This is a genomic window from Mesorhizobium sp. LNJC405B00, assembly GCF_000502615.1.
GTDB lineage: Bacteria > Pseudomonadota > Alphaproteobacteria > Rhizobiales > Rhizobiaceae > Mesorhizobium.
The window spans coordinates 290,789-316,670 of sequence record NZ_AYWC01000002.1 but is presented as its reverse complement, the minus strand read 5'-3'; the positions used below and the strand labels follow the sequence as shown (position 1 = coordinate 316,670).

Sequence of the window (25,882 nt, the reverse complement as noted above, 5' to 3'; positions counted from 1 at the left end):
TTCGCCATGACCACGCTTCCCGGCATCGCCGACATCCATGCCGCCGCCGCGCGGCTCTCCGGCCTGATCGCCGAAACGACCTTGATCGAATCGCTGGAACTCAACAAACGCTTCGGCGGCCGCATCCTGTTCAAGCCGGAGACGCTGCAGCGCACCGGCTCGTTCAAATTCCGCGGCGCCTACAACAAACTGTCTTCGCTGAGCGAAGAAGAGCGCAGCCGCGGCGTCGTCGCCTTCTCCTCAGGCAACCATGCTCAGGGCGTCGCCGCGGCGGCTGCCATGTTCGGCGTCAAGGCGGTCATTGCCATGCCGGCCGACGCGCCGGCGATGAAGATCGCCAATGTTCGCAAGATGGGCGCAGAAGTGGTGCCGTTCGACCGCTTTCGCGACGACCGCATGACGGTGGTGCGACCCTACATGGACAAGGGCATGGTGCTGGTGCCTCCTTTCGACGATCCGGCCATCATCGCCGGCCAGGGCACGATCGGTCTCGAACTGATGCGCCAGGCAAAAGCGCTCGGCGTCAGCCTCGATGCGGTCGTCATTCCCTGTGGAGGCGGCGGCCTGACGAGCGGCATTTCGATCGCCGTCAAGGATGCCTCGCCGGCCACAGCAGTCTGGGCCGTTGAGCCCGAGCATTTCGACGACACCCGCCGCTCGCTGATCGAAGGAAAAAGGGTTTCCAACGAGCCCGGCCACAGTTCGATCTGCGATGCCATCCTCACCGCAGAGCCCGGTGCCATCACCTTCGAGATCAACCGCAAGAACCTCGCCGGCGCCATCGCCGTCTCCGACAAGGCGGCCGCACAGGCGGTGCGCGACGCCATGGCTCATCTCAAGCTGGTGGTCGAACCCGGCGGCTGCGTGGCGCTGGCGGCGCTCTCGTCAGGCGAGATCGAACTGTCGGGCAAATGCGTCGCCGTCGTGCTGTCAGGCGGCAATGTCGATTTCACCACCTATGCCGAGATCATGGCCGCGGCCTGAGAACCGATATGGCAGACGCTGAGATAAGGGCGGCTCTCGATCGCCATTGGGCTGCCTCCGATGCAATGATCTCGAGACGGAGCATCAGATCTATCGCGAGGACGCGGTGCTCGATTATCCGCAATCAGGCGAGCGCATCAGCGGACGGCACAACATCCAGTCGTCGCGCGCCACGCAGCCCAACCGGAAGCGCTTTGCCGTGCGGCGGATCACCGGGTCAGGCGACCTCTGGATCACCGAATGTGTCCTGACCTATGACGGGATTCCGTCCTATACGGTGAGCATCATGGACTTCGTCGATGGCAAGGTGGTTCGCGAGACCCAGTATTTCGGCGATCCGTTCGAGCCGGGGCAGTCGCGCGCGCAATGGGTCGAACGGATACCTTGAAACACGGCGGCGGTAGCATGACCGGCCACCATCCGCTCGATCGTGCCGAACTGCCTGATGATACGGCCGATCTCGCCCGCTATCTCATCGGCAAGCTCGTGGTGCGGGAGCTGCCGGAAGGCATCGTCAGCGGCCGTATCGTCGAGACCGAGGCCTATGTCACCGGCGACGCCGCCGGGCACGGCTATCGCGGCATGACGCCGCGCAACCGTTCGCTGTTCCTTGGGCCCGGACACGCCTACGTCTATCTCGCCTATGGGGTCTCCTGGATGCTCAATGTCTCGAGCGAGGGGCCGGGCACCGGCACCGGCGTGCTGATCCGGGCGCTGGAGCCGCTCGAAGGCATCGCCATCATGCGGCTGAACCGGGGCGTGGAGCGCCTGCGCGACCTGGCGCGCGGGCCGGGGCGCCTCGCCCAGGCATTGCGGATCGACCGTTCGCTGGACGGCCTCGATCTGTGCCGCCAAGGCCCGCTATGGCTGGCAGCCGACGAGCACGAGCCCGGCGACATCGGCCAAGGCATCCGCATCGGCATCACGAAGGATGCGGACCGCCCGCTGCGGTTCTATGTGAGGGGCAGTCCGTTCGTCAGCGGTCCACGATCGCTCAATTCCTGAACGCTCAGTCGAGCGTGCGCCTGAACCGCACCAATGCGACGCCGGCAAACAAGGCCACGAACCCGACCAGCCAGGCGATCTCGCCCGCAACCGCCGGCAGTTCAGCGCCCTTCAGCATCACCGCGCGGGTGATGCGCAGAAAATGCGTCAGCGGGAAAATCTCGCCGAAGGTCTGCGCCCAGCCCGGCATGCCGCGATAGGGGAACATGAAGCCGGACAGCAGGATCGACGGCAGGAAGAAGAAGAAGGTCAGCTGCAGCGCCTGCATCTGCGTGCGGGCGATGGTCGAGATGGTGTAGCCAAGCAGCACCAGCGCCAGCACGAACACCAATACGGCGGTAAGCAGCAGCGACATCGAGCCGGTGAAAGGAATGGCGAACAGAAGCTTCGACGCCGCCAGCACCACCACCACCTGGACGCCGCCGACCACCAGATAGGGCAGCACCTTGCCCAGCATGATCTCGAACGGGCTGGACGGCATGGCGAGCAGGTTTTCCATCGTGCCGCGCTCGGTCTCGCGGGTCAGCGCGATCGAGGTCATCATCACCAGGGTCATCTGCAGGATGACGCCGAGCAGGCCGGGCACGATGTTGTATTGCGAGATGCCTTCCGGATTGTAGCGCTGGTGCACCACCACATCGAGCTGGCCCCTGGCGGCCTCACTCGCCGCCTCCTGCATGCCTTGCGCCCGAAGCAGCGCCTGGCTGGCCACTTTGCTTAGCGTCGAGATGGCGCCGCTGGCGGCGGCCGGGTCGGTGGCGTCGGCCTCGATGAGTATCTGCGGATTGTCGCCACGCTCCACCCGGCGGCCGAAATCGGCCGGGATGGTGACGACGAAGGCGACATCGCCGCGCGCCATCAGGAATTCGGCAGCCTCGGCACTTTGCGCAACATGGTCGAAGCGGTAGTAGCCGGTCGTCTGCAGGGCCGCGACAATGGCGCGGGTGTAGGGGTCGTTGCTGGTCGCCACCAGTGCGGCAGGCAGGCTTTTGGGATCGTTGTTGATGGCGTAGCCGAACAGCACCAGCTGCAAAAGCGGCACGCCCAGCATCATGGCGAAGGTGATGCGGTCGCGCCGCATCTGGATGAATTCCTTGATCAGCAGCGCACCGAGCCTGGCGAAGGAGAAGACGCTGTTCATGCCATATTGTCCTTCGAGCCGGACATGAACTGGATGAAGACGTCCTCGAGGCTGGTCTCGCCGGGTTTTACGCTGACGCCCTTGTGCTCCTTCTCGACATCGGCGAGCGCCTTTTCGAGCTTTGCCTTGTCGGAGCCGACGACATGCAGCGTCGCGCCGAACGGCGCCACCTGGTCGACGCCGGGCCGGTCCCTGAGTGCATCGGCGACCTGGTCGAGGCGCGGTCCCTGCAGCACGAAGGTGGTCAGACCGGCATTCGTCACCACCTCGTCCACCGTGCCGGTGGCCAGCATCTTGCCGTAGGAGATGTAGCTGATGCGGTGGCAGCGCTCGGCTTCGTCCATGTAGTGGGTGGACACCAGCACGGTCAGACCGCCGCTCGCCAGCCGGTGGATCTCGTCCCAGAATTCGCGCCGCGCCTTCGGATCGACGCCGGCGGTCGGCTCGTCGAGCAGCAGCAGCTTCGGCTTGTGCATGATGCAGGCGGCCAGTGCCAGCCGCTGCTTCCAGCCGCCCGACAGCGTGCCGGCGAGCTGGTTGCGGCGGCTCGTGAGGCCAAGCTCTTCCAGCGTTTTCGACACATGCTCCTCGACCGGCTTCAGTCGGTAGAGCCGCGCCACGAATTCGAGATTCTCGCCGATCGTCAAATCCTCGTAGAACGAGAATTTCTGCGTCATGTAGCCGACTTCGCGCTTGATGCGGAGCGACTCGGTGCGGATGTTGAAACCCAGCACCGTACCTTCGCCCTCGTCGGGCGTCAGCAGGCCGCACATGATGCGGATGGTCGTCGTCTTGCCGGACCCGTTGGGCCCGAGAAAGCCGACGATCTCGCCCTCGGCCACCGTCATCGTCACATGGTCGACGACAGTCTTGTCGCCGAAGCGCTTGACCAGGCCATGAACGTCGATGGCGTTCATTTTGCGGAGGCCGCCAGCTCGACATCGACGATCTGTCCCGGCTGCAGCGCTTGCGCCTTGCCCTCAGGCCGCGCCTCGACGAGGTAGACCAGCTTCTGCCGGTTCTCGAGCGAGTAGATCACCGGCGGGGTGAATTCCGGGTCGGGCGAGACATAGCTGACGCGCGCCTTCACCTCCGGCCCGCAGCCGTCGCAATGGACGACAAGCAGCGTGCCGACCTTGATCGACGAGAACGCACTTTCCGGGACATAGACGCTGAGCTTTACCGCACCGTCCGGCAACATCGAAATGACAGGCGCGGTCGGACCGGCGGTGTCGCCGGGATTGCGGATGACGTCATTGATGCGGCCGGGCGAGGGTGCCGCCAGCACGCGCTTCGACAGCCGCCACTCAGACTGCTTCAACGCCGACTGCGCCTGTTTGACCTGATTGTCTGCCGCCTTGATCGTTTCGGGACGCGCAGGCAGACCGCCGACGGCAAGGTTGGCCTGCGCCTGGCCGACCTGCGCATTGGCGGTCTCCAGCGTCGCGGCGGCGGTGTCGTAGTCGGCCTGCGTGCCGGCGCCACGCTTGAACAGGTCGGCGGCGCGGTCGTATTTGCGCTTGGCATCCGTGGCCTGGGCCTTGGCCATGTCGACCTCGGCCTTCAGCACCGCGATCTCCTCCGGCCGCTTGCCGATCTGCAGGTCGGCAAGCTGCGCCTGCGCCTGGGCGAGCGCGGCCCCTGCCTGGGCGACGGCGATTTTTGCGTCGGCGCTTTCGAGAGTCACCACCGGCGTGCCTGATACAACACGGTCGCCGCGCTTGACCGCGACGGTCTCGACCTGCGCCACCTCGATCGGAGCCAGGAAGACATAGTCGCCCTCGACATAGCCGACGGCAAGCGGCGCTGCCGGCGCGCAGGCGCCGAACAGCTTGGCCGCGAGAGGCAGGGAACAGAGAAAACTCATCGCTTGCCCTCCTTGCGGGCGACCGGATTGCGGGCCGCCAGTATGGCGCCAAGATTGCCTGTCACCGCCGCCACCACCTTGGCGGCCTCGGTGTTGCCGATCTCGCGCCAGCCCATACGACGCATCACTGCTTCGCGACCGATGCGGAAATAGATGACCTGGCCGATCAGCGTGAAGACCACGAGCTTGGTGGCCTCGCTTTCGGCCGGCTCGCCCGTCGCCTGTTCCCAGATCTGGCAGAGGCGGCGATGCGTCGGTTCGAACACCCCGTCATAGATGCGGTCGAGTGCGGCGGTCGGATGCGTCAATTCCCTAAGTACAAATTGTACGATATCGCCAGCTTCCGGTCTGGCTACGATAAACGCCACCATCGCTTCCAGCGCGGCGAACAATTGTGCCCTCGCCGCCTCCGGGCCGGCTTGACCCGGCAATTGCGTGCCGCCGAGCGCCTGGCCGGCAACCGACTGGATGGTTTCGACGATGTGGTCGGCGGCGGCCGCGCGCAACCCTTCCTTACCGCCGAAATGATAGGCGATCGAGCCGATGTTGGCCTTGGCCTCGGCGGCGATCTCACGCGTCGACGTGCCGTCGAACCCTTGCCGTCCGAACAGCTTGAGCGCCGAAAGCACGAGTGCGGCGCGCGTCTGCTCTGCGGGGGATGTCTCCTGGCGGGGCGTTTTATCGGCTACGGTTTTGATCATGCTGGGCACTTAATCAATCGATTGATTAAAGTCAATTGATTATCCGCGGCGGCTTGCCATGTCGGGCCGCAGACGCTTTAGTGGGCGGCCATGGGCAAGGAAGTCGAACGCAAGTTCCTGGTCTCCAGCGCCGAATGGCTGGAAATGGCCGAGGCGAATATACGCATTCGCCAGTTCTATCTTGCCGCAACACCCGGCCGCACCGTGCGCGTGCGCATCAGCGACGGCAGTTCGGCGAAGCTGACGCTTAAATTCGGCAGCAAGATCCGCGAGCGTGACGAATACGAATATGAAATTCCACTGGCGGACGCAGAGGAGATGCTGGCCTTCGCCATCGGACATGTCATCGAGAAGACACGCCACCATGTTAGGCATCGCGGCTATCTCTACGAAGTCGATGTTTTCGGCGGGATTCTAGCCGGCCTTGTGGTGGCCGAACTGGAGACGCCGGAGGATGTACCTGACGAAATGCTGCCTGATTGGCTCGGCCGCGAAGTGACCGGCGAGCAGAGATTTTACAACGCGTCGCTCGCCCTAGAGCCGGATGATTTTAGGTCGGGTCGACCTAAAATTGGAATCCGGCTCTAAATCAAAAGAGATGGAGCATGATGTCGTCCGAAAACCGCTTCACACTTTTCGGCATCATGCTCTAGGGGGATTCCGGAGATCGCCGCATGAGCTTTCGCATCGATCCGCGCCTGCCGCTGACCGGCGAGGTCAGGCGTATCCTTGGCGAGGAGATCGGCAAGGCGCTTGCCCATCTGGCCGTCGCGCGCGACCAGCCGGAGCAGGCATTGCACAAATGCCGCAAGCGGCTGAAGAGCGCGCGCGCCTTGCTGCGGCTGGTCCGTTCCGGAAATGAAACATTCTGTCGGACTGAGAACCAATGCTACCGTCAGGTGGCGGCGCTGCTTGCCGGGCCGCGCGAGGCGACCGCGCTGGTCGAGACCGTCGACCGGCTGGCAGCCGCCTTTCCCGAGCAGGTTGCCGGCGGCGGCCTCGACAGCGTGCGCGACCGGCTGATTGCCCGCCAGCATGAAATGCATGCCGGCGCCGGCCTCGACGCCGCCATAGGCGCGGCCACCGCCGCCTGCGAGGAAGGCCTCATCAGGATAGAGCGGCTGCTGCTCCCCGATCTGCCTGAGCATGCAGCCGATGTGCTTGCGGAAGGCGCTCGCAAGACCTTGCGCCGTGCCAGGAAGGCGCTGGACCGGGCGGGATCGCGCGGCGAAGCAGAGGATTTCCACGATCTGCGCAAGGCTGCCAAGACCCACTCGATGCATTTGTCGCTGCTCGGCCGGCTGTGGCCGACGCCGATCAAGGTGCGGCGCAAGACGGTCGACGAACTGGGCGAAAGGCTCGGCGAACTGCACGACGTCTTCGTCATGCGCGTGTTGCTCAAGGCCGACGGTGAGCCGCTCGGCGATGCGCAGGACACAAGGCTTCTTGGCAAGCTTTTGAAGCGCTCGGAAAAAAGCCTGAAGAAGAGCTGCCTCGCCGGAGCGGCCGAGCTGTTCGGCGACAGCCCCAAGCGCTCGACAAAGAAACTCGCGCGCAATGTGCGCGACGACCTCGCCGGCCCGGTATTGTCGAAAGAGGTCCCGGTCGGTTGATCATGGCCGAGGACGTCACCTCGTGCTAGTCACACTTTACCATGACCGCGCCGCGCGACACGCTTCTCGACCGACTTGGCCGCTGGCTTGCCGGCCGGCTGCAGGACGAATCCTCGGGCTATGAGCCCTACACGCCGTCCGACGCCGAGACGTTGCGGCGCACGCTCGAACCCGGCGACATCCTGCTCATCGAAGGCAACCAGAAGATCTCCGCGGCCATCAAATACCTGACACAGTCGACCTGGTCGCATGCGGCCTTCTATATCGGCGATGCGTTGTCCGAACCGGAGGACGGATCGGAACGGCGTCCGCTGATCGAAGTCACGCTCGGCGAAGGCTGTGTCGCCGTGCCGCTGTCGCGCTACCGCACCTACAACACCCGTATCTGCCGGGCGAGCGGGCTGGCGCCGGAAGACCGCGACCATGTCGTCGCCTTCATGATCGGCAAGCTCGGCCTGAAATACGATCTCAAGAACATCTTCGACATGCTGCGCTTTTTCCTGCCGACGCCACCGGTGCCGGTGCGCTGGCGCCGCCGCATGCTGGCTTTCGGTTCCGGCGATCCGACGCGCGCCATTTGCTCGACGCTGATCGCCGAAGCCTATGGTGAGATCCGCTACCCGATCCTGCCCGAGATCACCCGCGCGCCCGGCCGCGCCTCGGCGCAGTCGAACTATTCGCGCCGCGAAATCCTGCACATCCGCCACCACTCGCTCTACACGCCGCGCGACTTCGACCTGTCGCCCTTCTTCCGCATCGTGAAACCGACGCTGGAATTTGGTTTCGACTACCGGGCGGTGACCTGGGAAGATAGGGCCGCTGAGGCGAAGGCCGCCGAATAGCAACCATTCAAACCGGCGCCGATGGCGAGTGGCGCCCTATGAGATCATTCGAGACAGTGTCGATGATCTCAGCGGAAAGCGTCGGATCGGGCACGACGCGGGAGAGGATCACCGATCCGACCATTTCCGCTAGGAATGCGATCGCGGCACTCCGCTTCGCGGCCGGGTCGCTTCCAGGCAGGAGTGAAATGATCAACGCGATATAATTGCTGACGATGCTTCCGAAGAACGATCGAAGCGCTGGATCGTCGTGCCGGGCGGCATCGGCCGCCAGTGCGGTGAGGCTGCATCCGTGCCCCGGATTGTCGCGATGATGGTCCGAGATGTAGTGGCGCACGAGCGTCTCAAACGGAGTATCGGTCGAAGCGAGCCGGGCGGATAGATCGGCGCTCATGTCACTGAAGGCCCGCTGCATGGCCTGAACGATGAGGTCGTCCTTCGACTTGAATTGTCGGTAGAAGCCTCCGTGGGTAAGCCCGGCCGCGCTCATCAGATCGGCAATGCCGATCCCGTCGATCCCTTGTTCGCGGAAGAGCTTTGCGGCGGTATCGATGACCCGCTCTCGATTTAACTCGACCATCTCCTTGCTCACCTTCACGACCGCATCCTCTCCTATTGATGATGATCGACATATAAGACGTGGCGGAGGCGCTGACAATGATTATGGCGGTCATTATCACCCAATGATTACGATCATAATCATTACGCAGGAAAGTTGAGATGACACAAGTTCAGTCGCGCGCCGAGAAGATCGCGCTGATCACCGGCGCTTCGGGTGGCATCGGGCATGCGGCCGGACTTGCGCTCATCCGGGCGGGGTATCGCGTGTTCGGCACCAGCCGCCGAGCTGCGCCCAACGAAGTGCGTCAGGGCATTCACATGGTCCCTTGCGACGTCACCGATGATGGGTCCGTCAGAGACGCCATCAAGCAAGTTGTCGCCCTCGCCGGCCGGATCGACGTACTGGTAAACAATGCGGGCCGCAGCCTGATCGGCGGCGCCGAGGAATCATCGGTCGCTCAAGCCCAAAGCCTGTTCGACATAAATGTCTTCGGCATCGTTCGCATGACCAATGAAGTGCTGCCCATCATGCGCAGACAGGGCGAGGGCCGGATCATCAACATCAGTTCGGTGTCCGGTTTCCTGCCGGGGCCATTCACCGCCCTCTACACCGCCACCAAACACGCAGTCGAAGGATATTCCGAGTCGCTCGATCACGAACTTCGAACGTTCGGCATCAGGGTTTCCCTTGTCGAGCCCGCCTTCACCCGCACCGGACTGGAAGAGAACGCCGAACAGCCTGACCGGATTTCCGGCGTCTACGAACAGGGGCGCTCAGCCATGAATTCGACCTGGCGCAACAGAATCGCGAGCGGCGATCCGGTGGAAGCCGTGGCCGACAAAGTGGTACAGGCAGCCACCGAAAAGACGCCGAGCATGCGCTATACGCCTGGCAAAACGGCAGGCCGTCTTCGCTTCATGCGGCGCTTCGTGCCCGAAAACAGGTTCGACAAGAGCTTCCGCAAGCAGATGGGCGTGGCCGATTGATCTAAAATCACGGCATCGCCAGGCCAGTCCGGCAGGCGAGCCTCCTTTCGCCGAGGAGCGACGAATGAAGTCCTATTTGTGCAAATATATTCCGCCGCGTTCCGACTTTCTGGCAACGATGACCACCGATGAGGAAGAGTGGATGAAGCAGCACGGAGCATTCCTGGATGACCTGCTTGAAAAGAGGCTTATCGTCGCGCACGGCCCCGTGATGGACCCGGCTGGCGGTTATGGGGTGTCGCTCTATCGGATTGCCGATGATCTGGACATAGAGGCGATCACCTCGGAGGACCCGATCGTGAAGAATGGCGCCGGGCACTACGAACACCATCCGATGCTGCATTTGAAAACGCACGGCTAACCATTTCGACCAAACCGCATCGATGCGGCAGCGAAAGTCGCTCTCGAACGGGCCAGCTTTGCGCACGCTGGCGGGCGCGATCCTGTCGAGGTTTCTGGCGTCCATCCTGCCGAGGTGCAGGCGTCTCACATGGCGGCCTGCATCACGCCGAAACCGCAATAGCGCCCTGGTTTTCGGCTCTGTGTTCGACCCAGACATGGACCGGTTCGTCCCGGCCGCGGATGCTAACCGGTCCATGGTCGCGCGCATTCAACCGTGTCGTGGGCGATTCCGCCTTCGCGGCCTCAATCAGTCGTGACCCAAAGCAAATATTCGCCTGAAGCTCCCGGCAGAGCGCCTGCAAACGGCTGGCGACGTTGACGGTGTCGCCCACCACCGCGAAGGACAGGTTGCGCTCGCTGCCGACCGCGCCGAGGACGACGGCGCCATATTGTGCACCGATCCGAACGTCCAGCGGCGGATATCCTCTGGACACACGCTGGACATTCCAGTCTTCGATAGCGGCGATCATCGCTTCAGCGCACCGGATGGCCCGGGTTGCGTCGTCATGGCTGGCTTGCGGAACCCCGAAGGTCGCCATGATGCAATCGCCGATATAGTTGTCGACGGTGCCATGGTGGTCGAAAACGACCTGCTCCATGCGACGGTGGAACTGACGCAGTAGTTCGAACACTGCTTCGGCCGGATGATCCTCGGAATAGTGTGTGAAGCCGACGATGTCGGCGAACAGCACCGCGATATCCTGCCGGCGGACCGGGCCGAAGGGCTCGTCATCCGTGGCGAGCTGGTCGACGACATTGGGCGAAAAATGCCGGGCGAGATTGGCGCGGGCGCGCTCCGCCTTGACATAGTCTTCCGACAGATGTCGGGAACGAGAGACGACCAGCGCCATGATCGCGCCGATAATCAGCACAACCAACACATTGGTCGCCTGCGCGAACGTATCGACGAAATTGGGGTTGAGATAGAGATTCAGTCGCTCTGTCAGCGGCAGCGAATAGAGGTTCGTTGCCGGAATGACGGTTCCCGCATGAAAAACCACCCATCCCACCCCGATCGTCCACGTCAAGGCCGCGAGCGCGCCGAGATAGAGCGCCAATCGTGTCGAAAGGGTCAGCGCGCCAAGGCATACGAAAATCAGCAGGAATTTGAAGCTGCCCTCGCGCAGTTGCATCGCGGCCGGCGCGACCTCGAGGGAAAACGGGTTGGGCGTTACCAGCAGAACGGTCAACAGAATGATGTCCAGCGTACCGACGAGGTAACCGATCCACCATGGCGCGTTGCGACGGCGCGCAAAGCGAAACTGGATCAGGCCGACGAGTTGGAACAGCGCGAGGCCCGCCAGCACGAAGAGCAGCGAGGCATCCCAGCGGCTGATCAATGAAAAGAAGCAGGAGATCACGGCGAGCGATGCCGTGCGCGCCCAGAACTGCAATGCAGCACCCTGGCGTTCTGCGCGCTCCCGCAAATTTTTCAGGCGCGAATAGCGGCGAAGTTCAAGTGTTGGCGCGGTCGGCATAGGATCACTTCGATTTTGCGGGGACGGTCACGCATTCGGCAAACCCGCCCCGTACAGTCTGGCAAATCAGCGCGCGAACTCTATCATGGTTTCGTTTTTGAAACGCGGCCGGCATCCCTGGGGTGCGGGCCGATCGGCATGATCGCCGGAAACGGGGTTGCGCCAAAAGCAAACGTCCATTTGTAGCCGGTCAGCCCGTCTTCCGGCGTCGTGTGCTGGTCGTGATGGGCGAGCAGTTTGGCGCGCTCGGCCAGTTCCTCCGCCTCGCGCTTCACCATCTCCGCCGTCTCCGGCCGCATCCGCCTGGAGAAAGAGACGAAGGTCGCTTCCCGCTCCAGATGGGTGATCGCCCAGCCGATGAAATTCTTGTTTGTCATCTCGAACAGCGGCCTGAGCGGCCCTTCGAAATTCCACTGGATCGGTGTGTCGACCAGCAGCCGTGCCGACAGCCCGCTGCCCAGCGCAATGAGGCCGAGCGCTTCGAGATCGCGCAGGTAGAGGAACATCGACGCTTCGCTCAAGCCCTGCGAGCGCATGACGCCCTCGGGCGTGAATTTCTCCGATAGCATGACGAAGATGAACAGCAACGCCGGCCGTCCGGCAAGCTTGCGCTCGACCTCCGGCGCGATGCGGTTGACCGGTCCCGGCCCCCGGTTCATCGACCCCAGCACGTTTTCCAGCTCGACGCCGGCGGCAGCGCAGATCCCGACGAGACGGTCGAGCTTGCAGTTGCGCTCGTGGAAGATGCGCTTGACCGTCGGCTCGGAAACGCCCATCCGCCCGGCAAGCTCACGATACGTGACGCCCTTGGCCTTCAGCGTCCGCTTCAGCGCCTCGAAGATCAGACTGTTCATGGAATGCACCTCTTTTGCGCCATTTCGTATCGGTTTCCGATACTAGCTCGAATCGTCCTTCCGGAAAAGTATCGAAACGCCTAGCTCTCCGCCATCCATCACAGGAGACCTGGCCATGAAAACCCTCATCCCCTCTATTTGTCTCGCCGCCTTCGCTATCGCGCTCGTGCCTGCGGCCGAGGCCGCCGAACTCTGGCGCGCCTCGGGCTTCGAGCAACCGGAATCGGCGCTGTTCGATGCCGCCAACCACCGCATCATCGTCTCCAACATCGTCGGCAATCCCGGTGAAGCCGACGGCAACGGCTATCTCTCGGTGCTATCGCTGGACGGCAAGGTCGTTAGCCGGCACTGGACCGCCGGCATGGATGCACCGAAGGGCTCGGCGATCTCCGGCGGCAAGCTCTACGTCGCCGACATCACCAAGGTGCGCATCGTCGATCTCGCCAGCGGCAAGCTCATCTCGACCATCGATGTGCCCGGCGCCGTTTTCCTCAATGACGTGACATCGGACAGTTCGGGCAAGGTTTATGTCACCGACATGCTTGCCGATGCGATCTACCGCATTGACGGCGACAAGCCGGAACTTTTCGTGAAGGATGCGAAGCTCGCCGCACCCAACGGCATCTTTGCCGATCGCGACCGGCTGATCGTGGCGTCCTGGGGCAAGGGCATCAAGCCGGACTTCAGCACTGCCGCGCCCGGCGGCCTGCTGTCGGTCGATCTCGCCAGCAAGGCAATCACACCGCTGCCCGGCGCGCAAAACTTCGCCGACCTCGATGGCGTCGTCGCCATCGGCGACAGCATCTACGCCACCGCCTACATGACCGGCAGGCTCTATCGCTACAAGGTTGGCGGCACGCCGGAGGCTGTGGCGCAGTTCAAGCCGGGCAGCGCCGACATCGGCACCGACGGCAAATCCGTGATCTATGTGCCGCTGATGAACGAGGGCGAGATCGAGGTGCTCAGTCTGGACTGACGGCGCACATTTGCCGGCTCAGCCAACGGGCGCGGTTTTGAGTTGCGCCCGCGCATCCTTGATCGAAGCGGCAAAGGTCACCAGCGGCCGCTTGACGCCGTGGTTGATCAGCATGCGCCGCGTCTGCGGCGAGGCGCCGGCGATGATGAAACGCACGCCGGCGCGTTTCGCCTTGTGCGCCGCGCCCTCGATGACATTGGCCGCGGTGGAATCGAAGAACGGCACCGCCGAGCAGTCGAGGATGAAGTTCTTGCGCTGGTCGGCGATGCGGTCGAGCACCGTGCCGACAGTCGAGGCGGCGCCGAAGAAGAAGGCGCCGGAGATGCGATAGACGACGGTGTCGGCGTCGCTTGCCTCGCTTGCATCGTAGGCGCGGCCGCTGCTGTCGGCGACATCGTCCTGCACCAGCGGCAAATCCGCCTCCACGGCGATCGACTTGGCCATACGATCGATGAACAGGATCGAGCCTAGCGCGAAGCCGACGACGATGCCTTCGGTGAGGTCGCGGAAGACGACGATCAGGAAGGTTGCCATCAGCACCAGGGCATCGCCGCGCGAAGCGCGCAGCAATGTGGCGAAGGCCTGCTTCTCGAACATGTTCCAGCAGACAACCGCCAGCACCCCGGCAAGGGCGGCAAGCGGGATGTAGCTGGCCAGCGGTGCGGCCACCAGCATGAAGACCAGCAGAAAAAGCGAATGCAGCATGCCGGAAACCGGCCCATGCGCGCCGGCCCGCACATTGGTGGCGGTGCGGGCGATGGTGCCGGTGGTGCAGATGCCGCCGAACAGGGCAGACGCGATGTTGGCAAAGCCTTGCGCCACCAGTTCGCAATTGGAACGGTGACGCCGCCCGGTCATGCCGTCGGCGACCACGGCCGAGAGCAGCGATTCGATGGCACCGAGCAGCGCAAAAGCCACCGCATCCGGCAGCACCGCAAGCGCCTTGTCGAGGTTGAGTGCCGGCAGTGCCGGCAACGGCAGGCTGCGCGGAATGCCGCCATAGCGCGTGCCGATCGTTTCCGCCGACAGCGAAAGCAGCGCCACGACAAGGGAGGCCAGTCCGACGGCGATCAGCATGCCCGGCCAGCCGGGCCGCCAGCGCTTCACCCCCACGATGGTGGCGATGGTCAACGCCGCCACCAGCGTCGCCGAGATGTTGAGCGTGCCGGCCGCGTGGCCGATCGCGATTAGTTTCGGCAGCAGCGGCCCGGGCTCCGGCCCGGCAAGCCTCAGCCCGAACAGTTCGACGATCTGGCCGGAGAAGATGATGATCGAGATGCCGGCGGTGAAGCCGACCGTCACCGGGTAAGGGATGAATTTGATATAGGTTCCGAGCCGGAGATAGCCGATGGCGAGCAGGAAGATGCCGGCCATCATCGTCGCCAGCAGCAGCCCATCGACGCCTTCGCGCTGCACCGTCGCCGCAACCAGCACGATGAAGGCGCCGGCCGGGCCGCCGATCTGGAAGCGGCTGCCGCCGAGCGCCGAGACGATGAAGCCGCCGACAATGGCCGTGAACAGGCCGCGCTCCGGCGTCACGCCCGAAGCAATCGCAATCGCCATCGACAGCGGCAACGCGACAATAGCGACGGTCAGCCCGGCCATGAAGTCGGCCTTGAACTGCGGCAGGCGGTAACCTTCGCGCCAGACCGTCACCAGCTTGGGCGTGAACAGCTCTGAAAATGTCGGCTTTGCCGACTTCTGGGCCGACTGCTGCACCGACTTCTGGGCCGGTTGATGCACTGCCCGCCGGATCTGATCCATGGACTGCCTTCCGCTTGCGTGAAGGCGGCGGGATCGTCGGCAGGACTGTCGGCGGTCGCCGTCGCGACTATATGCCGGCTCAGCCTTGCGGGTTCGGCGGCGCGACCGGCTTGAGGCGCACGCCCCGGCCGCCGCGCTCGCTGGTCTGGTTCTCGCCGATGAGCTCCACCCCGGCCTCGTCGAGAGCCTGGATAACCTTCATCAGCGTATCGACCACGCCCCTGACCACGCCGTCACTCGCTTCCATGCGCTGGATTGTCGGAAGCGAAACGCCGGCACGCTCGGCGAGCGTCTTCTGATCGATGCCGGCCAGCGCCCTCGCGGCGCGCATCTGCGCGGCAGTGATCATCGGTCGGAACCCCCGTCTGAGTCTGCGGAGACGACGTGTAATACAATCATAGTGATGTTTCAACCATCATAAAGCATACATGAAACATGATCTCTCCACAAAGCCGGATGGCGGGATACGGGATGAGCATGCTACGTTACCGCCTTGGCTCTTATTGGCGGGGAAATATCCGTTGAAGATTTTCAGGACCTTGACGACGTCGGCAGCCTTGCTGTCGGCGGTTTTTCTGCTGGCAGGCTGCGGACACGGGCTGATCAACCGGCTGATTTGAATGTCGCTCCGGATCGTCAGTCTTCGGGCTCGTTGCCATCGGCCACCGCCTTGTTCCGCTGCAGCATTCGCGCCGCCAGCCAGCACAGCGTCGCCCAGGTGAAGCCGGCGCACCATCCCGCCAGCACGTCGGAAGGCCAGTGGACGCCGAGATAGACGCGGCTGACGCCGACCAGCAGCGTTACCAGCACCGCCAGGCTGAGGACATAGATTTTCGTCGTTCGTCCCGGCAGGAAGCGCGCTGCCAGCGAGCCCAGCGTGAGATAGGTCACCGCCGACAGCATGGCGTGGCCGCTGGGAAACGACAGCGACGTCTCGTTGGCCAGGTGCGAGACAAGATCGGGGCGCGGCCGGTCGACGCCGGCCTTGAGCAAGGTCGACAGCAGCTGCCCGCCGGCCACCGCGACAAAGATAAGCAGCGCCGTCCTCGGCCTGCGGATCAGAAGGAGGTAGACGATCACCGCCGTTACGATCAGCACCAGCACGCTGGAGCTGCCGAGGCTGGTGATGTCGCGCATCGCGCCTTCCAGCCATGCCGGGCCGACGGGAACATCCGGCTGACCCACTTTTCGGAAAGCGAGCAGGATCTCAGTATCGAAAGCGTGCGGCGTGGTGGCCCGCGCCACCTCCATCAGTTCCTCGAAGCCCCACAGCCCGGCGGCTATCACCAGCCCGGCCAGCAGCACCGGAAATTCAAGCCAGTTGGTGAACGCACGCGGGGTCTTCATCGGATTACAGTCGCCCCTGCAGGTAAGGCCCGAGCGAGATCAGCACCACCGCCGCGATGGCCAGCACGATGCCGGTCGCCTGCAAGGCATTGACGCGTTCGCCGAAGAACACCAGCGCCACCACATTGACCGCCACCAGCTGGATCACCGCCGACAGGCTGAACGACACCGACATGCCGAACTCACGAACCAGCCGCAGCATCATCAGATTGCCCGCCGTATACAGCGCCAGTGTCAGCACGATCTTGCCAAGGCTTGGCGCCAGCCCCCATTGCTTGGCCGCGATTGCCGCCAGCAGGAAGATCACCGTCGAAACGACGAGCTGCGCCAGTCCCCAGAAACTCACTTTTGTGCCTCGCTGTCGTTTGTGGCAGCCCTTGTTTCGCAAGCGCGCCGACACGTCAAGCAGACTGCGGCGAGACAGGCCCGACGATGACGAGAGGTGGCTGAATGAATGGCAGCACGATCGCGGTCTGATTGCAACGCTCGGGCCGGATTAACGCAAACCCAGGCAGCTGCCCACCCAAGCCCCGGAAAAGAATGGACATTTAAACATGGCGCCCTACCTCTTCTGGAGGAGAGTGCCATGCCAAAGTCCGTCTATGACCGTGGCCTGCTGAAACCCGACGACATCGCCAGGCTGCAACGCGTGTTCGACGAAGCCTGCCGCAGGCGCGACGTGCATCCCGATTCGGCGGAGGCGCGGGAGATCGCGCTGAACCTGCTTGCGCTGCACAATGCCGGGATGGTCGAGGAAGATATGCTTATGGAAACCGTGGGTTTCCGCAGGTTGGAGCCGAAATCAGCCTGAGGCCCGCAAGGCGGCCTATCCGGCGCGCTGCACGACGGCCACATTCATCTCTGCCCTCAGCCTGAAGCCGATGGACTCGTACAACCGGACCGCGCCGGCATTGCTGGCATAGGCATGCAGGTAGGGAACTTCGCCGCGCGCAAAAATTCGGTTGGCCACGAACACCGACAGCAGCCGGCCGAGGCCGCTGCCGCGAAATTCGGGATGCGAGCAGACGCCGCTGAGTTCGCTGTAGCCGGGCTGCTTCATGCGCTCGCCGGCCATCGCCGCCAGCCGGCCGTCGATCTTCACGCCCCAGAACTCGCCGAGGCTCAGCGCCTTGAGCGTGAACGGGCCGGGCCTGGTCAGTGACGCCAAAGCGAGCATCCCGGCCGCGTCGTCCTGCGTCAGCTGCTGCACACGCTCGTCCGACACGGCAGGCAATGGCGCCGCAGCAACCATCTGAACACCGAAGGCGGTCACGGTCGCGGTCAGTTCCGGCGGCAAGGCAATGGGGTCCGCCTGGAGCATGAACACGCTCTCACCCGCAGGAATGAGGCTTGCGAGCGCCTGCAGGCTCTCAGCGTCGTCTGCCCCGGAAGCCGCGAAGGGGACGATCGAGGAGGGATAGCGCCTGGCGAGCCTGTCGCCATACGCAAAGATCCGATGCCGCGTGTCGAGCGCGCTCCAGACCGGACGATCGAGGACATGGCTCATGGCGCGACATCCTGTTTCACACGACGGTCGAGTGGGGCCGCCGCCAGGCCGTCCTCTATTGCCGAGAGTTGTTGTAGAAGCGGCCCCGCAAGGCCTTTGCACAAGTCGGCAACGGCGTTCTCGATGCGCGGCCAAACGTCCCGCTTCGCCCTGTCGACCAGGCGCTGGCCGTTGGCGGTCAGCGAGATCATCCTGCGGCGCTGGTCGTCGTTCGATGGCGCGGCCTCGACCAGCCCCAACTCGGCCAGCAGCGCCACGCTGCGCGTCACCCCCGGCTGGGTGATCCCCAGTGACTGCGCCAGCTCGCCGACAGGCAGCGGCCCGAGCCGGTCCAGCGCGGCCAGCAGAGGATACTGGCTGGACTGCACCGGCACCTCCAGCCCATCGAGCATGCGCTGCGTATCGGCCTGCAACTGCTCGCCGATACGCTTCAGCCTGCTGCCGAGGGTGAGGTAGCCAAGGGATCGAATGATGTCTTCCATGGTCGGTTTGTCCAATTTTGATAACATGTTATATAAGATGACATGAAGTGGATACAAGCGCCTGCGTTGGGAGATTGGCCGCAAGCTCTCAGCTTCGTCATCCCACTGGCGAAGCAGCCGCGCAGCGGCGTCGCGAAGACCCGAGAATGACGAAGGGACAGGGCGCTTCGGCTAACCGCCAAAATATACGATCCCGCCATGCAGATGTGTCGGACCAAGCGCACCGCAGCGTCTACAACCCCTTGGCGATCTGACGGGCAATTGCTTCGGCCTGCAGGCCGGCGCTGTGAAAATAGCTGGTCAGGCTTGGCCGCATGCCGATGAACCACAGGCCGGGCTGGCCGCTCGGGGTGCCGCCATTGGCCTTCGGCACGCCCTTGGCGTCGAGCACGCCGAGATCGCCCAGCATGGCCTCCAGGCCGGTGCGATAGCCGGTTGCCGCGATCACTACATCCGGCTCGAGCACCGTGCCGTCGTTCAGCCGCACGCCGGCGCCTTCGAAAGCCGCCACCGGCGCCACCACCGAAATCCGTCCGGCCTTCAGCGCTGCGACGGCGCCGTCGTCAACGGCAATAGCGATCTGCTCGACGCCGAGCCGGCTGGCGCCGCCCTTCGGCGCCGGCGGCAGGCCGAAGCGGGTGAGGTCGCCGAACACCAGCCGCTGCGTCGCGGCAATCGCGGCATCGGCAATCCACGTTGGCAGCATCGCCATGAAACCGCCGAAGCGCGCCACGGCGACCTTGCCGATCCGTTTCGGCATCAGCGACGGACCCTGCCTGGCTGACAACCAGATGGCCTTGGTGTCGGCACGGGCGAGGTGGTTGAGCACGTCGAAGCCGGAATTTCCGGCCCCGACCACCAGCACGCTTTTGCCCACATAGTCCTGCGCTGTGCCGAAATCGGCAGCGTGGACAAGTTTGCCGGTGAAAGTCGCCTTGCCTTGCCAGTCCGGCGTCCATGGCAAGCGGTCGCGGCCGGTGGCGACGATGACATTGCGGGCGCTCAGCGTTTCCCGGCCCGTATGGACGAGCCAGCCATTGCCTCTGCGTTCGATCCGCTCGACGGCGGTGCCGAATTCGACCCTTATGCCGCGCGCGCGGGCAAAATCCTCGAGATAACCGACGATGGCATCCTTGTTCGGAAAGGCGGCGGTGCGTGGCGGATAGGCAAGGCCGGGCAGGGCCGATAGCGCGCGATGCGTGTTGAGGGTCAGCTTCTCGTGCCGCCCTCGCCACGGTTCGGCGATCCGCGGCTCCTTTTCAAGCACGACGACCCGCACGCCGCGCCGGCCAAGCGCGTCGGCGGCCGCCAGCCCCGCCGCTCCGGCGCCGATGACGATAACCGTATAGTCGGGTCCTTTCGGCCCCAGGACGATAGGCATCGTTTCGCTTGTCGTAGCCGCCATTCGGTCGAGATTTCCTTTTAGGTGCGCCATGGGGACCCGTCCTATATGGCACGTCCCATATGGCACAGGGGCGATATGATCGATAATGAGGTCGCGTCAATGCGACTGATTCGAGGCCTTGGGGGCAAGCCTCTGTTTATCATCGGCACGCGGAAGCTCGACCATGCCCTCCTTGCGTATCTTTCTCGACAGACTGCTGGAGGGCGCCGCAGCCAAGGTGCCGCGCCAGGATTTTTCGCATGTCGAGCGGCTGGCGCTTGTCCGCCAGCACGGCGACTTCTCGCTGGCCTATTCGACCGCCGTGCAGCAAAAACTGTCCTATTTCGGCGACGCCGACGGCTACATCGCCTTCGGCACCAAGATGAAGCACCATTTCGCGCTCGGTGACCCGGTGGCCCATCCGGCTGATCGGCCCGACTATATCAGGCGCTTTGTCGAAGCCGCCGACAGCCCGTGGTTCGTGCAGATCGGCGAACCGACGGCGCGCGTTCTGGCCGGGCTCGGCTACCAGGTCAACCGTCTCGGCGTCGACACGCGGCTGGAACTGCCGGCTCACGATTTTTCCGGCAAGCGCAACGAAACCGTGCGGTATTCCGAACGCTGGCTGTTGAAGAAGGGGTTTTCTTTTGGCGAAGGAGCGGTCTATCTCGACGAGGTCCAGCGCCTGTCACAGAACTGGCGGGCCGACCGCATCGTCAAGCGCTGGGAGATGGCGTTCCTCAACCGCCCCTTTGCCGATCATCTCGGCATCGATATGCGCCGTTTCGTGCTCTACAGCCCGGAAGGCGAGCTCGTCGCTCTGCTCGATTTCGATCCGATGTTCCGGGATGGCAAGGTGATCGGCTACACCACCTCGTTCAAGCGCAAGCACATCGATGCCTCGCCGCATGCCGAAATCGGGCTGACCAAATTCGCCGTCGACCGGTTTCGCAATGAGGGCATTTCGGTCGTCACGCTCGGCCTGTCGCCGATGCTCGATGTCGGAGCCAACGGCTTTGCCGAATCGAGCTTCTGGCGCAACGCCTTCGAGCGGGCCTATGAGTCTCCCTGGGTCAACCGCAGCAAGTTCAACCTCAAAGGCCAGGCGGCGTTCAAGCGCCGCTTCCACGGCATCGAGGAACCGACCTACATCGCCTTCCGCCAAGGAAGGCTGATCGAGATGCTGGGGTTGCTGCGCCTCATCAAGGCGATCTAGCAAGATCCGTGGCGGCCAACGTGGCCAATTTGCCCTCAGCAAAACTGTTGATTTGACCGGCGCACGGGCGATCGCCTATTTGCATGTCGCTCAAAAGTGGTCCCGGTTTTGGGATAACATGCATAAAAACAAAGACCTAAAGCGCGTCGCCTGAGTCCGTTCAAACGCGACGCGCTTTAGGCGCCAGGTCAATTCCTTAGCCGGTAGCCGGTGCGGAAGATCCAGGCGACGATTGCGATGCAGATGGCGAGGAACACCATCGTCATGCCCAGGCTGACGGCGACCGAGACATCGGACTTGCCGTAAAAGCTCCAGCGGAAACCGCTGATCAGGTAGACGACCGGGTTGAACAGCGTCACCGTGCGCCAGGTCTCGGGCAGCATGTTGATCGAATAGAAGCTGCCGCCGAGGAAGGTCAGCGGCGTGATGATCAACAGCGGCACCAGCTGCAATTGCTCGAAGCTTTTCGCCCATATGCCGATGATGAAGCCGAACAGGCTGAAGGTCACCGCCGTCAAGACAAGGAAGGCCAGCATCCAGAACGGATGCTGGATGGTGAGCGGCACGAACAGCGAGGCCGTCGCCAGGATGATCAAGCCGAGGATGATCGACTTGGTCGCGGCGCCGCCGACGTAGGCGATGACGATCTCCAGATACGACACCGGCGCCGACAAGAGCTCGTAGATGGAGCCGACGAATTTCGGGAAATAGATGGCAAAGGAGGCGTTGGAGATCGACTGCGTCAACAGTGAGAGCATGATCAGGCCGGGCACGATGAAGGCGCCGTAGCTGATGCCGTCGATCTCGGTGATGCGCGAGCCGATGGCCGAGCCGAAGACGACGAAATAAAGCGATGTCGAGATCACCGGCGAGACGATGCTCTGCAGCACGGTGCGGAACGCACGCGCCATCTCGACCCGGTAGATCGCCCATACTGCTCGCCAATTCATGGCTCTTGCCTCAACAGATTGACGAAGATCTCCTCGAGCGAGCTGTTTTGCGTGTCCATGTCGCGGAACTGGATGCCTGCCGTCTCGAGTTCGCGCAGCAGCGATGCGACGCCGGGGCGTTCGCTCTGGTTGTCATAGGTGTAGGTCAGCTGTGTGCCATCGTCCGACAGCTCCAACGCGTAGTGCGAGAATGCACCGGGAATGGCGGTGAGCGGGTTGCGCAATTCGACGATCAGGCGCTTGCGGCCGAGCTTGCGCATCAGTTCGGCCTTGCCCTCGACCAGGATGATCTCGCCGCGGTTGATGACACCGACACGGTCGGCCATCGCCTCGGCCTCTTCGATATAGTGCGTGGTGAGGATGATGGTGACGCCGTCGTCGCGCAACCGTCGCACCATCGCCCACATGTCCTGGCGCAGTTCGACGTCGACGCCGGCCGTCGGTTCGTCGAGGAACAGGATGCGCGGCTCATGCGACAGCGCCTTTGCAATCATCAGCCGCCGCTTCATGCCGCCCGACAGCGTGATCGCCTTGGCGTCCTTCTTGTCCCACAACGACAGGTCGCGCAGCACCTTTTCGACGAAGCCCGGATTGGGCGCCTTGCCAAACAGGCCGCGGCTGTAGGTGACCGTTGCCCAGACGCTCTCGAACGCATCGATGGTCAGCTCCTGCGGCACCAGCCCGATCAGGCTGCGCGCGGCGCGGTAGTCTCGGTTGATGTCGTGGCCGTCGACGGTCACCGTTCCCGACGAACGGTTGACGATGCCGCAGACGATCGAGATCAGCGTCGTCTTGCCGGCGCCGTTCGGTCCCAGCAGCGCGAAAATCTCGCCGCGTTCGATGTCGAGGTTGATTTCCTTCAGCGCCTTGAAGCCGGTGGCGTAGGTCTTGGTGACCCCGGAAATCGAAATGATGGAAGGCAAATTCGTGGAAGACATGAGGCCGAAAACGACTGTTTGAAAGAGGCGGGGATTATTATTGCGCTGAATGTCGGTGCGCAGGCTCGGAAGTCAATGCCGCTGCTGACAATTGCGGACAAACGTTCCCCTTTTGCCGTTTCGTCATGGGGGTGTCGGGGCGCTGACGGTTCGATACGATCTGCTGCGACAACGCGCCCCGCGTGACGCCAAGCCGCTTTGACCGGACCGCATCCGCCGCCTATTCTGCGCCAACAAACAGCAGCCGGAGCCCGCATGGACCCGCTCATCCTGTCGCGAATGCAGTTCGGGGCGAATATCTCGTTCCACATCCTGTTTCCGACCATCACGATTGCGCTTGGCTGGGTGCTGCTGTTCTTCAAGCTCCGCTACAACGCCACCAATGATTCCGCCTGGATGCGCGCCTATTTCACCTGGGTGAAAGTGTTCGCGCTGTCCTTCGCCATGGGCGTGGTCTCGGGCGTCACCATGAGCTTCCAGTTCGGCACCAACTGGCCGGGCTATATGGAAAAGGTCGGCAACATCGCCGGGCCGCTGCTTGCGTACGAGATCCTCACCGCCTTCTTCCTCGAAGCGGCCTTCCTCGGCATCATGCTGTTCGGCTTCCGCCGCGTCTCCAACCGCGTCCACACGCTGGCGACCGTATTGGTCGCCGGCGGCACCACGCTGTCGGCCTTCTGGATCATCGCGCTGAACTCCTGGATGCAGACGCCGGCCGGCTTCGAGATGATCGACGGCAAGGCGCATCCCATCGACTGGTGGGCGATCGTCTTCAACCCGTCCATGCCCTACCGCCTGACGCATATGCTGCTTGCCTCCGGCCTGACGGTGTCGTTCCTGATTGCCGGCCTGTCGGCGCTGCGCTATCTCACCGGCGACCGGTCGGAATCGATGTGGAAGGCGCTGCGCACCGGCGTCTTCACCGCCGCCATCCTGATCCCGATCCAGATCTTCGCCGGCGACCAGCACGGGCTGAACACGCTGGAGCACCAGCCGCAGAAGATCGCCGCCATGGAGGCGAACTGGAACACCGGCCCCAACGTGCCGCTGGTGCTGTTTGCGCTGCCCGACGAGGCGGCGAAGGAAAACAAATTCGAAATCGCCATTCCCGACGGCGCCAGCCTGGTGCTGCGCCACGCCACCAGCGGTATCGTGCCGGGGCTCAACGACTATCCCGGCCTGCATCCGCCGGTCTTCCCGGTGTTCTGGGGCTTCCGCATCATGGTCGGCACCGGCATTTTGATGCTCATCGTCTCGTGGTCGGCGACCTTCTTCCTCAAGCGCCGCCACAGCCTGCCGAGGCCGCTGGCCATGCTGATGGTGCCGATGGCGCTGTCGGGCTGGCTGGCGACGCTGGCCGGCTGGTACACCACCGAAATCGGCCGCCAGCCCTGGCTGGTCACCGGCGTGCTGAAAACCGCCGACGCTATAGGCCCGGTCGCCGGCAGCCATGTCGCGCTGACGCTCTCCATCTATCTCATCCTCTATGTGCTTTTGCTGATCGCCTATCTCGGCGTGCTGGTGCACCTGGCGCTAAAGGCCGCCAAGGACGGCGATACCTCGCCGCTGCCGGGCGTCATGAAGACGGCGATGTCGCAACCGGCCGCAGCGGAGTGAGGAATGGTCCGCGTAGCGGACGAAAAGCCAACGATTTGGCTCTTCGAATGACGAACGCCCGGAGCCATAGCGAAGGGCAGAACCGTTGATGAGAGGGATGACAGACCGATGACCTTCGACTGGCCAACCGCGCTGCCCCTGATCTTCGCCGGCCTGATGGGCCTCGCCATCCTGATCTACGTCATCCTCGACGGTTTCGATCTCGGCATCGGCATCCTGTTCTCGGTCGCCGAAGATGCCGAGCAGGACACCATGATCGCGGCAATAGGCCCGTTCTGGGATGCCAACGAGACCTGGCTGGTGCTGGCCGTCGGCCTGCTCCTGGTCGCCTTCCCGCTGGCGCATGGCGTCATCCTCACCGCGCTCTACATTCCGGTCTTCGTGCTTTTGGTCGGCCTCATCCTGCGCGGCGTCGCCTTCGATTTCCGCGCCAAAGTGCCTGCCGGCAAGAAGCATCGCTGGAACCGCATTTTCTTCCTCGGTTCCGTCATCGCCTCGCTGGCGCAAGGCTATATGCTCGGCGTCTATGTGCTTGGCCTCGATGTCGGTTTTGGCGGCATCGCTTTCGGGGCGCTGGTGGCGCTCTGCCTGTCGGCGGCCTATGCAGCGATGGGCGCAGCCTGGGTCATCTACAAGACCGAGGGCGAATTGCAGAGGAAGGCGGTGGCCTGGCTGCGGACAGCCCTGGTGCTGACCGCGCTCGGCATGGCGGCGGTGTCGCTGGCGACCCCATTCGCCAGTCCGCGCATCTTCGCCAAATGGTTCGTCTGGCCCGAAATGCTCTATCTGTCGCCGCTGCCGATCCTGTCGGCGCTGCTGTTCCTGTGGCTGTGGCGGCAGACCTTCCACCTGCCCAAGCCCGACGATCGCCACGCGCTGCGGCCGTTCCTGACGCTCGCCGCCATCTTCGCGCTCGGCTTTGCCGGGCTTGCCTGGTCGTTCTATCCTTTCGTGGTGCCCGACAGGCTGACCATCTGGCAGGCGGCGTCGGCGACGGAAAGCCTGGCCATCATCCTCGCCGGCACGGTCGTCGTGTTGCCGGTGATCATCTTCTATTCGTTCTATGCGTATCGGGTGTTCGGCGGGAAGGCGACGGATCTGACGTATGATTGAGGGGAGCTGATCTCCCCCCTTGAGGGGGAGATGGCCGGCAGGCCAGAGGGGGTCGCCGCGCGTGGAGCGCTAACCTTCTTCTGCCGCAGGAGGTCGCGTCCGGTCGGACCGACCCCCTCTGTCGCCTCCGGCGACATCTCCCCCCCGGGGGGG

General features: G+C 63.6%; 29 protein-coding genes and 1 pseudogene. 14 read left to right on the top strand and 16 right to left on the bottom strand.

Annotated elements, in window-relative coordinates; genetic code table 11:
• The first annotated feature begins 6 nt into the window (after window positions 1-6).
• The 3 genes and pseudogenes from X756_RS159985 to X756_RS159990 all read left to right on the top strand — a co-directional run bounded on the left by X756_RS159985 (window position 7) and on the right by X756_RS159990 (window position 1,989).
• Entirely contained in the window at window positions 7-984 is a 978-nt protein-coding gene (locus X756_RS159985) for a threonine/serine dehydratase (protein WP_023673293.1), read from the top strand.
• A gap of 8 nt (window positions 985-992) precedes the next feature.
• A pseudogene (locus X756_RS01000000165165) lies at window positions 993-1,372 on the top strand (nuclear transport factor 2 family protein).
• Window positions 1,373-1,389: 17 nt separating this feature from the next.
• A complete protein-coding gene (locus X756_RS159990; RefSeq protein WP_023728790.1) occupies window positions 1,390-1,989 on the top strand; it encodes a DNA-3-methyladenine glycosylase in 600 nt (199 codons plus the stop codon).
• A 4-nt stretch (window positions 1,990-1,993) separates the two neighbouring features.
• Here X756_RS159990 and X756_RS159995 read toward each other — a convergent pair whose 3' ends face one another.
• Genes X756_RS159995 through X756_RS160010 form a run of 4 tightly spaced genes read right to left on the bottom strand, consistent with a single transcriptional unit; the run spans window position 1,994 to window position 5,698 of the window.
• Entirely contained in the window at window positions 1,994-3,130 is a 1,137-nt protein-coding gene (locus tag X756_RS159995; RefSeq protein WP_023681282.1) for an ABC transporter permease, read from the bottom strand.
• A complete protein-coding gene (locus tag X756_RS160000; RefSeq protein ID WP_023673289.1) occupies window positions 3,127-4,047 on the bottom strand; it encodes an ABC transporter ATP-binding protein in 921 nt (306 codons plus the stop codon). The genes X756_RS159995 and X756_RS160000 overlap by 4 nt, the downstream gene beginning before the upstream one ends.
• On the bottom strand, window positions 4,044-4,997 hold the full coding sequence (locus X756_RS160005; protein WP_023728789.1) for an HlyD family efflux transporter periplasmic adaptor subunit: 954 nt from the start codon (window positions 4,995-4,997) through the stop codon (window positions 4,044-4,046). The genes X756_RS160000 and X756_RS160005 overlap by 4 nt, the downstream gene beginning before the upstream one ends.
• On the bottom strand, window positions 4,994-5,698 hold the full coding sequence (locus X756_RS160010; RefSeq protein WP_023728788.1) for a DUF1956 domain-containing protein: 705 nt from the start codon (window positions 5,696-5,698) through the stop codon (window positions 4,994-4,996). Before X756_RS160010 ends, X756_RS160005 begins: the two co-directional genes overlap by 4 nt.
• Window positions 5,699-5,788: 90 nt before the next feature.
• On the opposite strand from X756_RS160010, the gene X756_RS160015 reads away from it, so the two are divergent.
• The 3 genes from X756_RS160015 to X756_RS160025 all read left to right on the top strand — a co-directional run bounded on the left by X756_RS160015 (window position 5,789) and on the right by X756_RS160025 (window position 8,153).
• Window positions 5,789-6,286, top strand: a complete 498-nt coding sequence (locus X756_RS160015; RefSeq protein ID WP_023728787.1) for a CYTH domain-containing protein — start codon at window positions 5,789-5,791, stop codon at window positions 6,284-6,286.
• Window positions 6,287-6,372: 86 nt separating this feature from the next.
• Window positions 6,373-7,311, top strand: coding sequence for a CHAD domain-containing protein (locus tag X756_RS160020; protein WP_023728786.1), 939 nt, complete (start codon window positions 6,373-6,375; stop codon window positions 7,309-7,311).
• A gap of 41 nt (window positions 7,312-7,352) precedes the next feature.
• Window positions 7,353-8,153, top strand: a complete 801-nt coding sequence (locus tag X756_RS160025; RefSeq protein ID WP_023728785.1) for a hypothetical protein — start codon at window positions 7,353-7,355, stop codon at window positions 8,151-8,153.
• 7 nt (window positions 8,154-8,160) lie between these two features.
• On the opposite strand, the gene X756_RS160030 is transcribed toward X756_RS160025, so the two are convergent.
• Window positions 8,161-8,751, bottom strand: coding sequence for a TetR/AcrR family transcriptional regulator (locus X756_RS160030; protein WP_023728784.1), 591 nt, complete (start codon window positions 8,749-8,751; stop codon window positions 8,161-8,163).
• A 122-nt stretch (window positions 8,752-8,873) separates the two neighbouring features.
• Here X756_RS160030 and X756_RS160035 point away from each other — a divergent pair, with 122 nt between their 5' ends.
• Window positions 8,874-9,701, top strand: coding sequence for an oxidoreductase (locus X756_RS160035; RefSeq protein WP_031237821.1), 828 nt, complete (start codon window positions 8,874-8,876; stop codon window positions 9,699-9,701).
• A 64-nt stretch (window positions 9,702-9,765) separates the two neighbouring features.
• A complete protein-coding gene (locus X756_RS160040; RefSeq protein ID WP_023703852.1) occupies window positions 9,766-10,062 on the top strand; it encodes a YciI family protein in 297 nt (98 codons plus the stop codon).
• Between the two features lie 142 nt (window positions 10,063-10,204).
• Here X756_RS160040 and X756_RS160045 read toward each other — a convergent pair whose 3' ends face one another.
• A complete protein-coding gene (locus X756_RS160045) occupies window positions 10,205-11,581 on the bottom strand; it encodes an adenylate/guanylate cyclase domain-containing protein (protein ID WP_023728782.1) in 1,377 nt (458 codons plus the stop codon).
• An 83-nt stretch (window positions 11,582-11,664) separates the two neighbouring features.
• Window positions 11,665-12,435: a helix-turn-helix transcriptional regulator gene (locus tag X756_RS160050; protein WP_023728781.1), complete on the bottom strand. Its 771-nt coding sequence runs from the start codon at window positions 12,433-12,435 to the stop codon at window positions 11,665-11,667.
• Between the two features lie 115 nt (window positions 12,436-12,550).
• Between X756_RS160050 and X756_RS160055 the strand changes: the two genes are divergently transcribed.
• Entirely contained in the window at window positions 12,551-13,411 is an 861-nt protein-coding gene (locus tag X756_RS160055) for an ATP/GTP-binding protein (RefSeq protein ID WP_023728780.1), read from the top strand.
• A gap of 18 nt (window positions 13,412-13,429) precedes the next feature.
• Here X756_RS160055 and X756_RS160060 read toward each other — a convergent pair whose 3' ends face one another.
• Together X756_RS160060 and X756_RS160065 are read right to left on the bottom strand one after the other, a co-directional pair.
• Window positions 13,430-15,175 carry a SulP family inorganic anion transporter gene (locus tag X756_RS160060; RefSeq protein ID WP_023728779.1) on the bottom strand — a complete coding sequence of 582 codons (1,746 nt, stop codon included), beginning with the start codon at window positions 15,173-15,175 and terminating at the stop codon, window positions 13,430-13,432.
• A gap of 79 nt (window positions 15,176-15,254) precedes the next feature.
• Window positions 15,255-15,524: a helix-turn-helix transcriptional regulator gene (locus tag X756_RS160065; protein WP_023673276.1), complete on the bottom strand. Its 270-nt coding sequence runs from the start codon at window positions 15,522-15,524 to the stop codon at window positions 15,255-15,257.
• 79 nt (window positions 15,525-15,603) lie between these two features.
• On the opposite strand from X756_RS160065, the gene X756_RS1000000168590 reads away from it, so the two are divergent.
• Entirely contained in the window at window positions 15,604-15,795 is a 192-nt protein-coding gene (locus X756_RS1000000168590; RefSeq protein ID WP_155924000.1) for a hypothetical protein, read from the top strand.
• A 16-nt stretch (window positions 15,796-15,811) separates the two neighbouring features.
• On the opposite strand, the gene X756_RS160070 is transcribed toward X756_RS1000000168590, so the two are convergent.
• The gene (locus X756_RS160070) at window positions 15,812-16,522 is read right to left on the bottom strand and encodes a phosphatase PAP2 family protein (RefSeq protein ID WP_023703857.1); all 711 of its coding nucleotides are present in this window, start codon (window positions 16,520-16,522) and stop codon (window positions 15,812-15,814) included.
• 4 nt (window positions 16,523-16,526) lie between these two features.
• Window positions 16,527-16,868 carry a hypothetical protein gene (locus X756_RS160075; protein WP_023673273.1) on the bottom strand — a complete coding sequence of 114 codons (342 nt, stop codon included), beginning with the start codon at window positions 16,866-16,868 and terminating at the stop codon, window positions 16,527-16,529.
• A 240-nt stretch (window positions 16,869-17,108) separates the two neighbouring features.
• On the opposite strand from X756_RS160075, the gene X756_RS160080 reads away from it, so the two are divergent.
• The gene (locus X756_RS160080) at window positions 17,109-17,333 is read left to right on the top strand and encodes a hypothetical protein (RefSeq protein WP_023673272.1); all 225 of its coding nucleotides are present in this window, start codon (window positions 17,109-17,111) and stop codon (window positions 17,331-17,333) included.
• A gap of 15 nt (window positions 17,334-17,348) precedes the next feature.
• Here X756_RS160080 and X756_RS160085 read toward each other — a convergent pair whose 3' ends face one another.
• The 3 genes from X756_RS160085 to X756_RS160095 all read right to left on the bottom strand — a co-directional run bounded on the left by X756_RS160085 (window position 17,349) and on the right by X756_RS160095 (window position 19,892).
• The gene (locus X756_RS160085) at window positions 17,349-18,029 is read right to left on the bottom strand and encodes a GNAT family N-acetyltransferase (RefSeq protein ID WP_023710370.1); all 681 of its coding nucleotides are present in this window, start codon (window positions 18,027-18,029) and stop codon (window positions 17,349-17,351) included.
• The gene (locus X756_RS160090) at window positions 18,026-18,511 is read right to left on the bottom strand and encodes a MarR family transcriptional regulator (RefSeq protein WP_023728778.1); all 486 of its coding nucleotides are present in this window, start codon (window positions 18,509-18,511) and stop codon (window positions 18,026-18,028) included. The genes X756_RS160085 and X756_RS160090 overlap by 4 nt, the downstream gene beginning before the upstream one ends.
• 232 nt (window positions 18,512-18,743) lie before the next feature.
• A complete protein-coding gene (locus X756_RS160095) occupies window positions 18,744-19,892 on the bottom strand; it encodes an NAD(P)/FAD-dependent oxidoreductase (protein WP_050589226.1) in 1,149 nt (382 codons plus the stop codon).
• 187 nt (window positions 19,893-20,079) lie between these two features.
• Between X756_RS160095 and X756_RS160100 the strand changes: the two genes are divergently transcribed.
• On the top strand, window positions 20,080-21,111 hold the full coding sequence (locus X756_RS160100; protein WP_023728776.1) for a phosphatidylglycerol lysyltransferase domain-containing protein: 1,032 nt from the start codon (window positions 20,080-20,082) through the stop codon (window positions 21,109-21,111).
• 188 nt (window positions 21,112-21,299) lie between these two features.
• Here the strand turns inward: X756_RS160100 and X756_RS160105 are convergent, their stop codons facing one another.
• A complete protein-coding gene (locus tag X756_RS160105; protein ID WP_023681263.1) occupies window positions 21,300-22,061 on the bottom strand; it encodes an ABC transporter permease in 762 nt (253 codons plus the stop codon).
• Window positions 22,058-22,984, bottom strand: a complete 927-nt coding sequence (locus tag X756_RS160110) for an ABC transporter ATP-binding protein (protein WP_023728775.1) — start codon at window positions 22,982-22,984, stop codon at window positions 22,058-22,060. Before X756_RS160110 ends, X756_RS160105 begins: the two co-directional genes overlap by 4 nt.
• Before the next feature lie 270 nt (window positions 22,985-23,254).
• Here X756_RS160110 and X756_RS160115 point away from each other — a divergent pair, with 270 nt between their 5' ends.
• Both X756_RS160115 and X756_RS160120 read left to right on the top strand, forming a co-directional pair.
• Window positions 23,255-24,616, top strand: a complete 1,362-nt coding sequence (locus X756_RS160115; protein WP_023728774.1) for a cytochrome ubiquinol oxidase subunit I — start codon at window positions 23,255-23,257, stop codon at window positions 24,614-24,616.
• Window positions 24,617-24,724: 108 nt separating this feature from the next.
• Entirely contained in the window at window positions 24,725-25,729 is a 1,005-nt protein-coding gene (locus tag X756_RS160120; RefSeq protein ID WP_023701932.1) for a cytochrome d ubiquinol oxidase subunit II, read from the top strand.
• Window positions 25,730-25,882: the final 153 nt, after the last annotated feature.

Excerpts from the sequence above, each read along its gene's own strand:
- X756_RS159985 (WP_023673293.1), top strand. The coding sequence starts at position 7 with ATGACCACGCTTCCCGGCATCGCCGACATCCATGCCGCCGCCGCGCGG.
- X756_RS159990 (WP_023728790.1), top strand. The coding sequence starts at position 1,390 with ATGACCGGCCACCATCCGCTCGATCGTGCCGAACTGCCTGATGATACG.
- X756_RS159995 (WP_023681282.1), bottom strand. The coding sequence starts at position 3,130 with ATGAACAGCGTCTTCTCCTTCGCCAGGCTCGGTGCGCTGCTGATCAAG.
- X756_RS160000 (WP_023673289.1), bottom strand. The coding sequence starts at position 4,047 with ATGAACGCCATCGACGTTCATGGCCTGGTCAAGCGCTTCGGCGACAAG.
- X756_RS160005 (WP_023728789.1), bottom strand. The coding sequence starts at position 4,997 with ATGAGTTTTCTCTGTTCCCTGCCTCTCGCGGCCAAGCTGTTCGGCGCC.
- X756_RS160010 (WP_023728788.1), bottom strand. The coding sequence starts at position 5,698 with ATGATCAAAACCGTAGCCGATAAAACGCCCCGCCAGGAGACATCCCCC.
- X756_RS160015 (WP_023728787.1), top strand. The coding sequence starts at position 5,789 with ATGGGCAAGGAAGTCGAACGCAAGTTCCTGGTCTCCAGCGCCGAATGG.
- X756_RS160020 (WP_023728786.1), top strand. The coding sequence starts at position 6,373 with ATGAGCTTTCGCATCGATCCGCGCCTGCCGCTGACCGGCGAGGTCAGG.
- X756_RS160025 (WP_023728785.1), top strand. The coding sequence starts at position 7,353 with ATGACCGCGCCGCGCGACACGCTTCTCGACCGACTTGGCCGCTGGCTT.
- X756_RS160035 (WP_031237821.1), top strand. The coding sequence starts at position 8,874 with ATGACACAAGTTCAGTCGCGCGCCGAGAAGATCGCGCTGATCACCGGC.
- X756_RS160040 (WP_023703852.1), top strand. The coding sequence starts at position 9,766 with ATGAAGTCCTATTTGTGCAAATATATTCCGCCGCGTTCCGACTTTCTG.
- X756_RS160045 (WP_023728782.1), bottom strand. The coding sequence starts at position 11,581 with ATGCCGACCGCGCCAACACTTGAACTTCGCCGCTATTCGCGCCTGAAA.
- X756_RS160050 (WP_023728781.1), bottom strand. The coding sequence starts at position 12,435 with ATGAACAGTCTGATCTTCGAGGCGCTGAAGCGGACGCTGAAGGCCAAG.
- X756_RS160055 (WP_023728780.1), top strand. The coding sequence starts at position 12,551 with ATGAAAACCCTCATCCCCTCTATTTGTCTCGCCGCCTTCGCTATCGCG.
- X756_RS160060 (WP_023728779.1), bottom strand. The coding sequence starts at position 15,175 with ATGGATCAGATCCGGCGGGCAGTGCATCAACCGGCCCAGAAGTCGGTG.
- X756_RS160065 (WP_023673276.1), bottom strand. The coding sequence starts at position 15,524 with ATGATCACTGCCGCGCAGATGCGCGCCGCGAGGGCGCTGGCCGGCATC.
- X756_RS1000000168590 (WP_155924000.1), top strand. The coding sequence starts at position 15,604 with ATGAAACATGATCTCTCCACAAAGCCGGATGGCGGGATACGGGATGAG.
- X756_RS160070 (WP_023703857.1), bottom strand. The coding sequence starts at position 16,522 with ATGAAGACCCCGCGTGCGTTCACCAACTGGCTTGAATTTCCGGTGCTG.
- X756_RS160080 (WP_023673272.1), top strand. The coding sequence starts at position 17,109 with ATGCCAAAGTCCGTCTATGACCGTGGCCTGCTGAAACCCGACGACATC.
- X756_RS160085 (WP_023710370.1), bottom strand. The coding sequence starts at position 18,029 with ATGAGCCATGTCCTCGATCGTCCGGTCTGGAGCGCGCTCGACACGCGG.
- X756_RS160090 (WP_023728778.1), bottom strand. The coding sequence starts at position 18,511 with ATGGAAGACATCATTCGATCCCTTGGCTACCTCACCCTCGGCAGCAGG.
- X756_RS160095 (WP_050589226.1), bottom strand. The coding sequence starts at position 19,892 with ATGCCTATCGTCCTGGGGCCGAAAGGACCCGACTATACGGTTATCGTC.
- X756_RS160100 (WP_023728776.1), top strand. The coding sequence starts at position 20,080 with ATGCCCTCCTTGCGTATCTTTCTCGACAGACTGCTGGAGGGCGCCGCA.
- X756_RS160105 (WP_023681263.1), bottom strand. The coding sequence starts at position 22,061 with ATGAATTGGCGAGCAGTATGGGCGATCTACCGGGTCGAGATGGCGCGT.
- X756_RS160115 (WP_023728774.1), top strand. The coding sequence starts at position 23,255 with ATGGACCCGCTCATCCTGTCGCGAATGCAGTTCGGGGCGAATATCTCG.
- X756_RS160120 (WP_023701932.1), top strand. The coding sequence starts at position 24,725 with ATGACCTTCGACTGGCCAACCGCGCTGCCCCTGATCTTCGCCGGCCTG.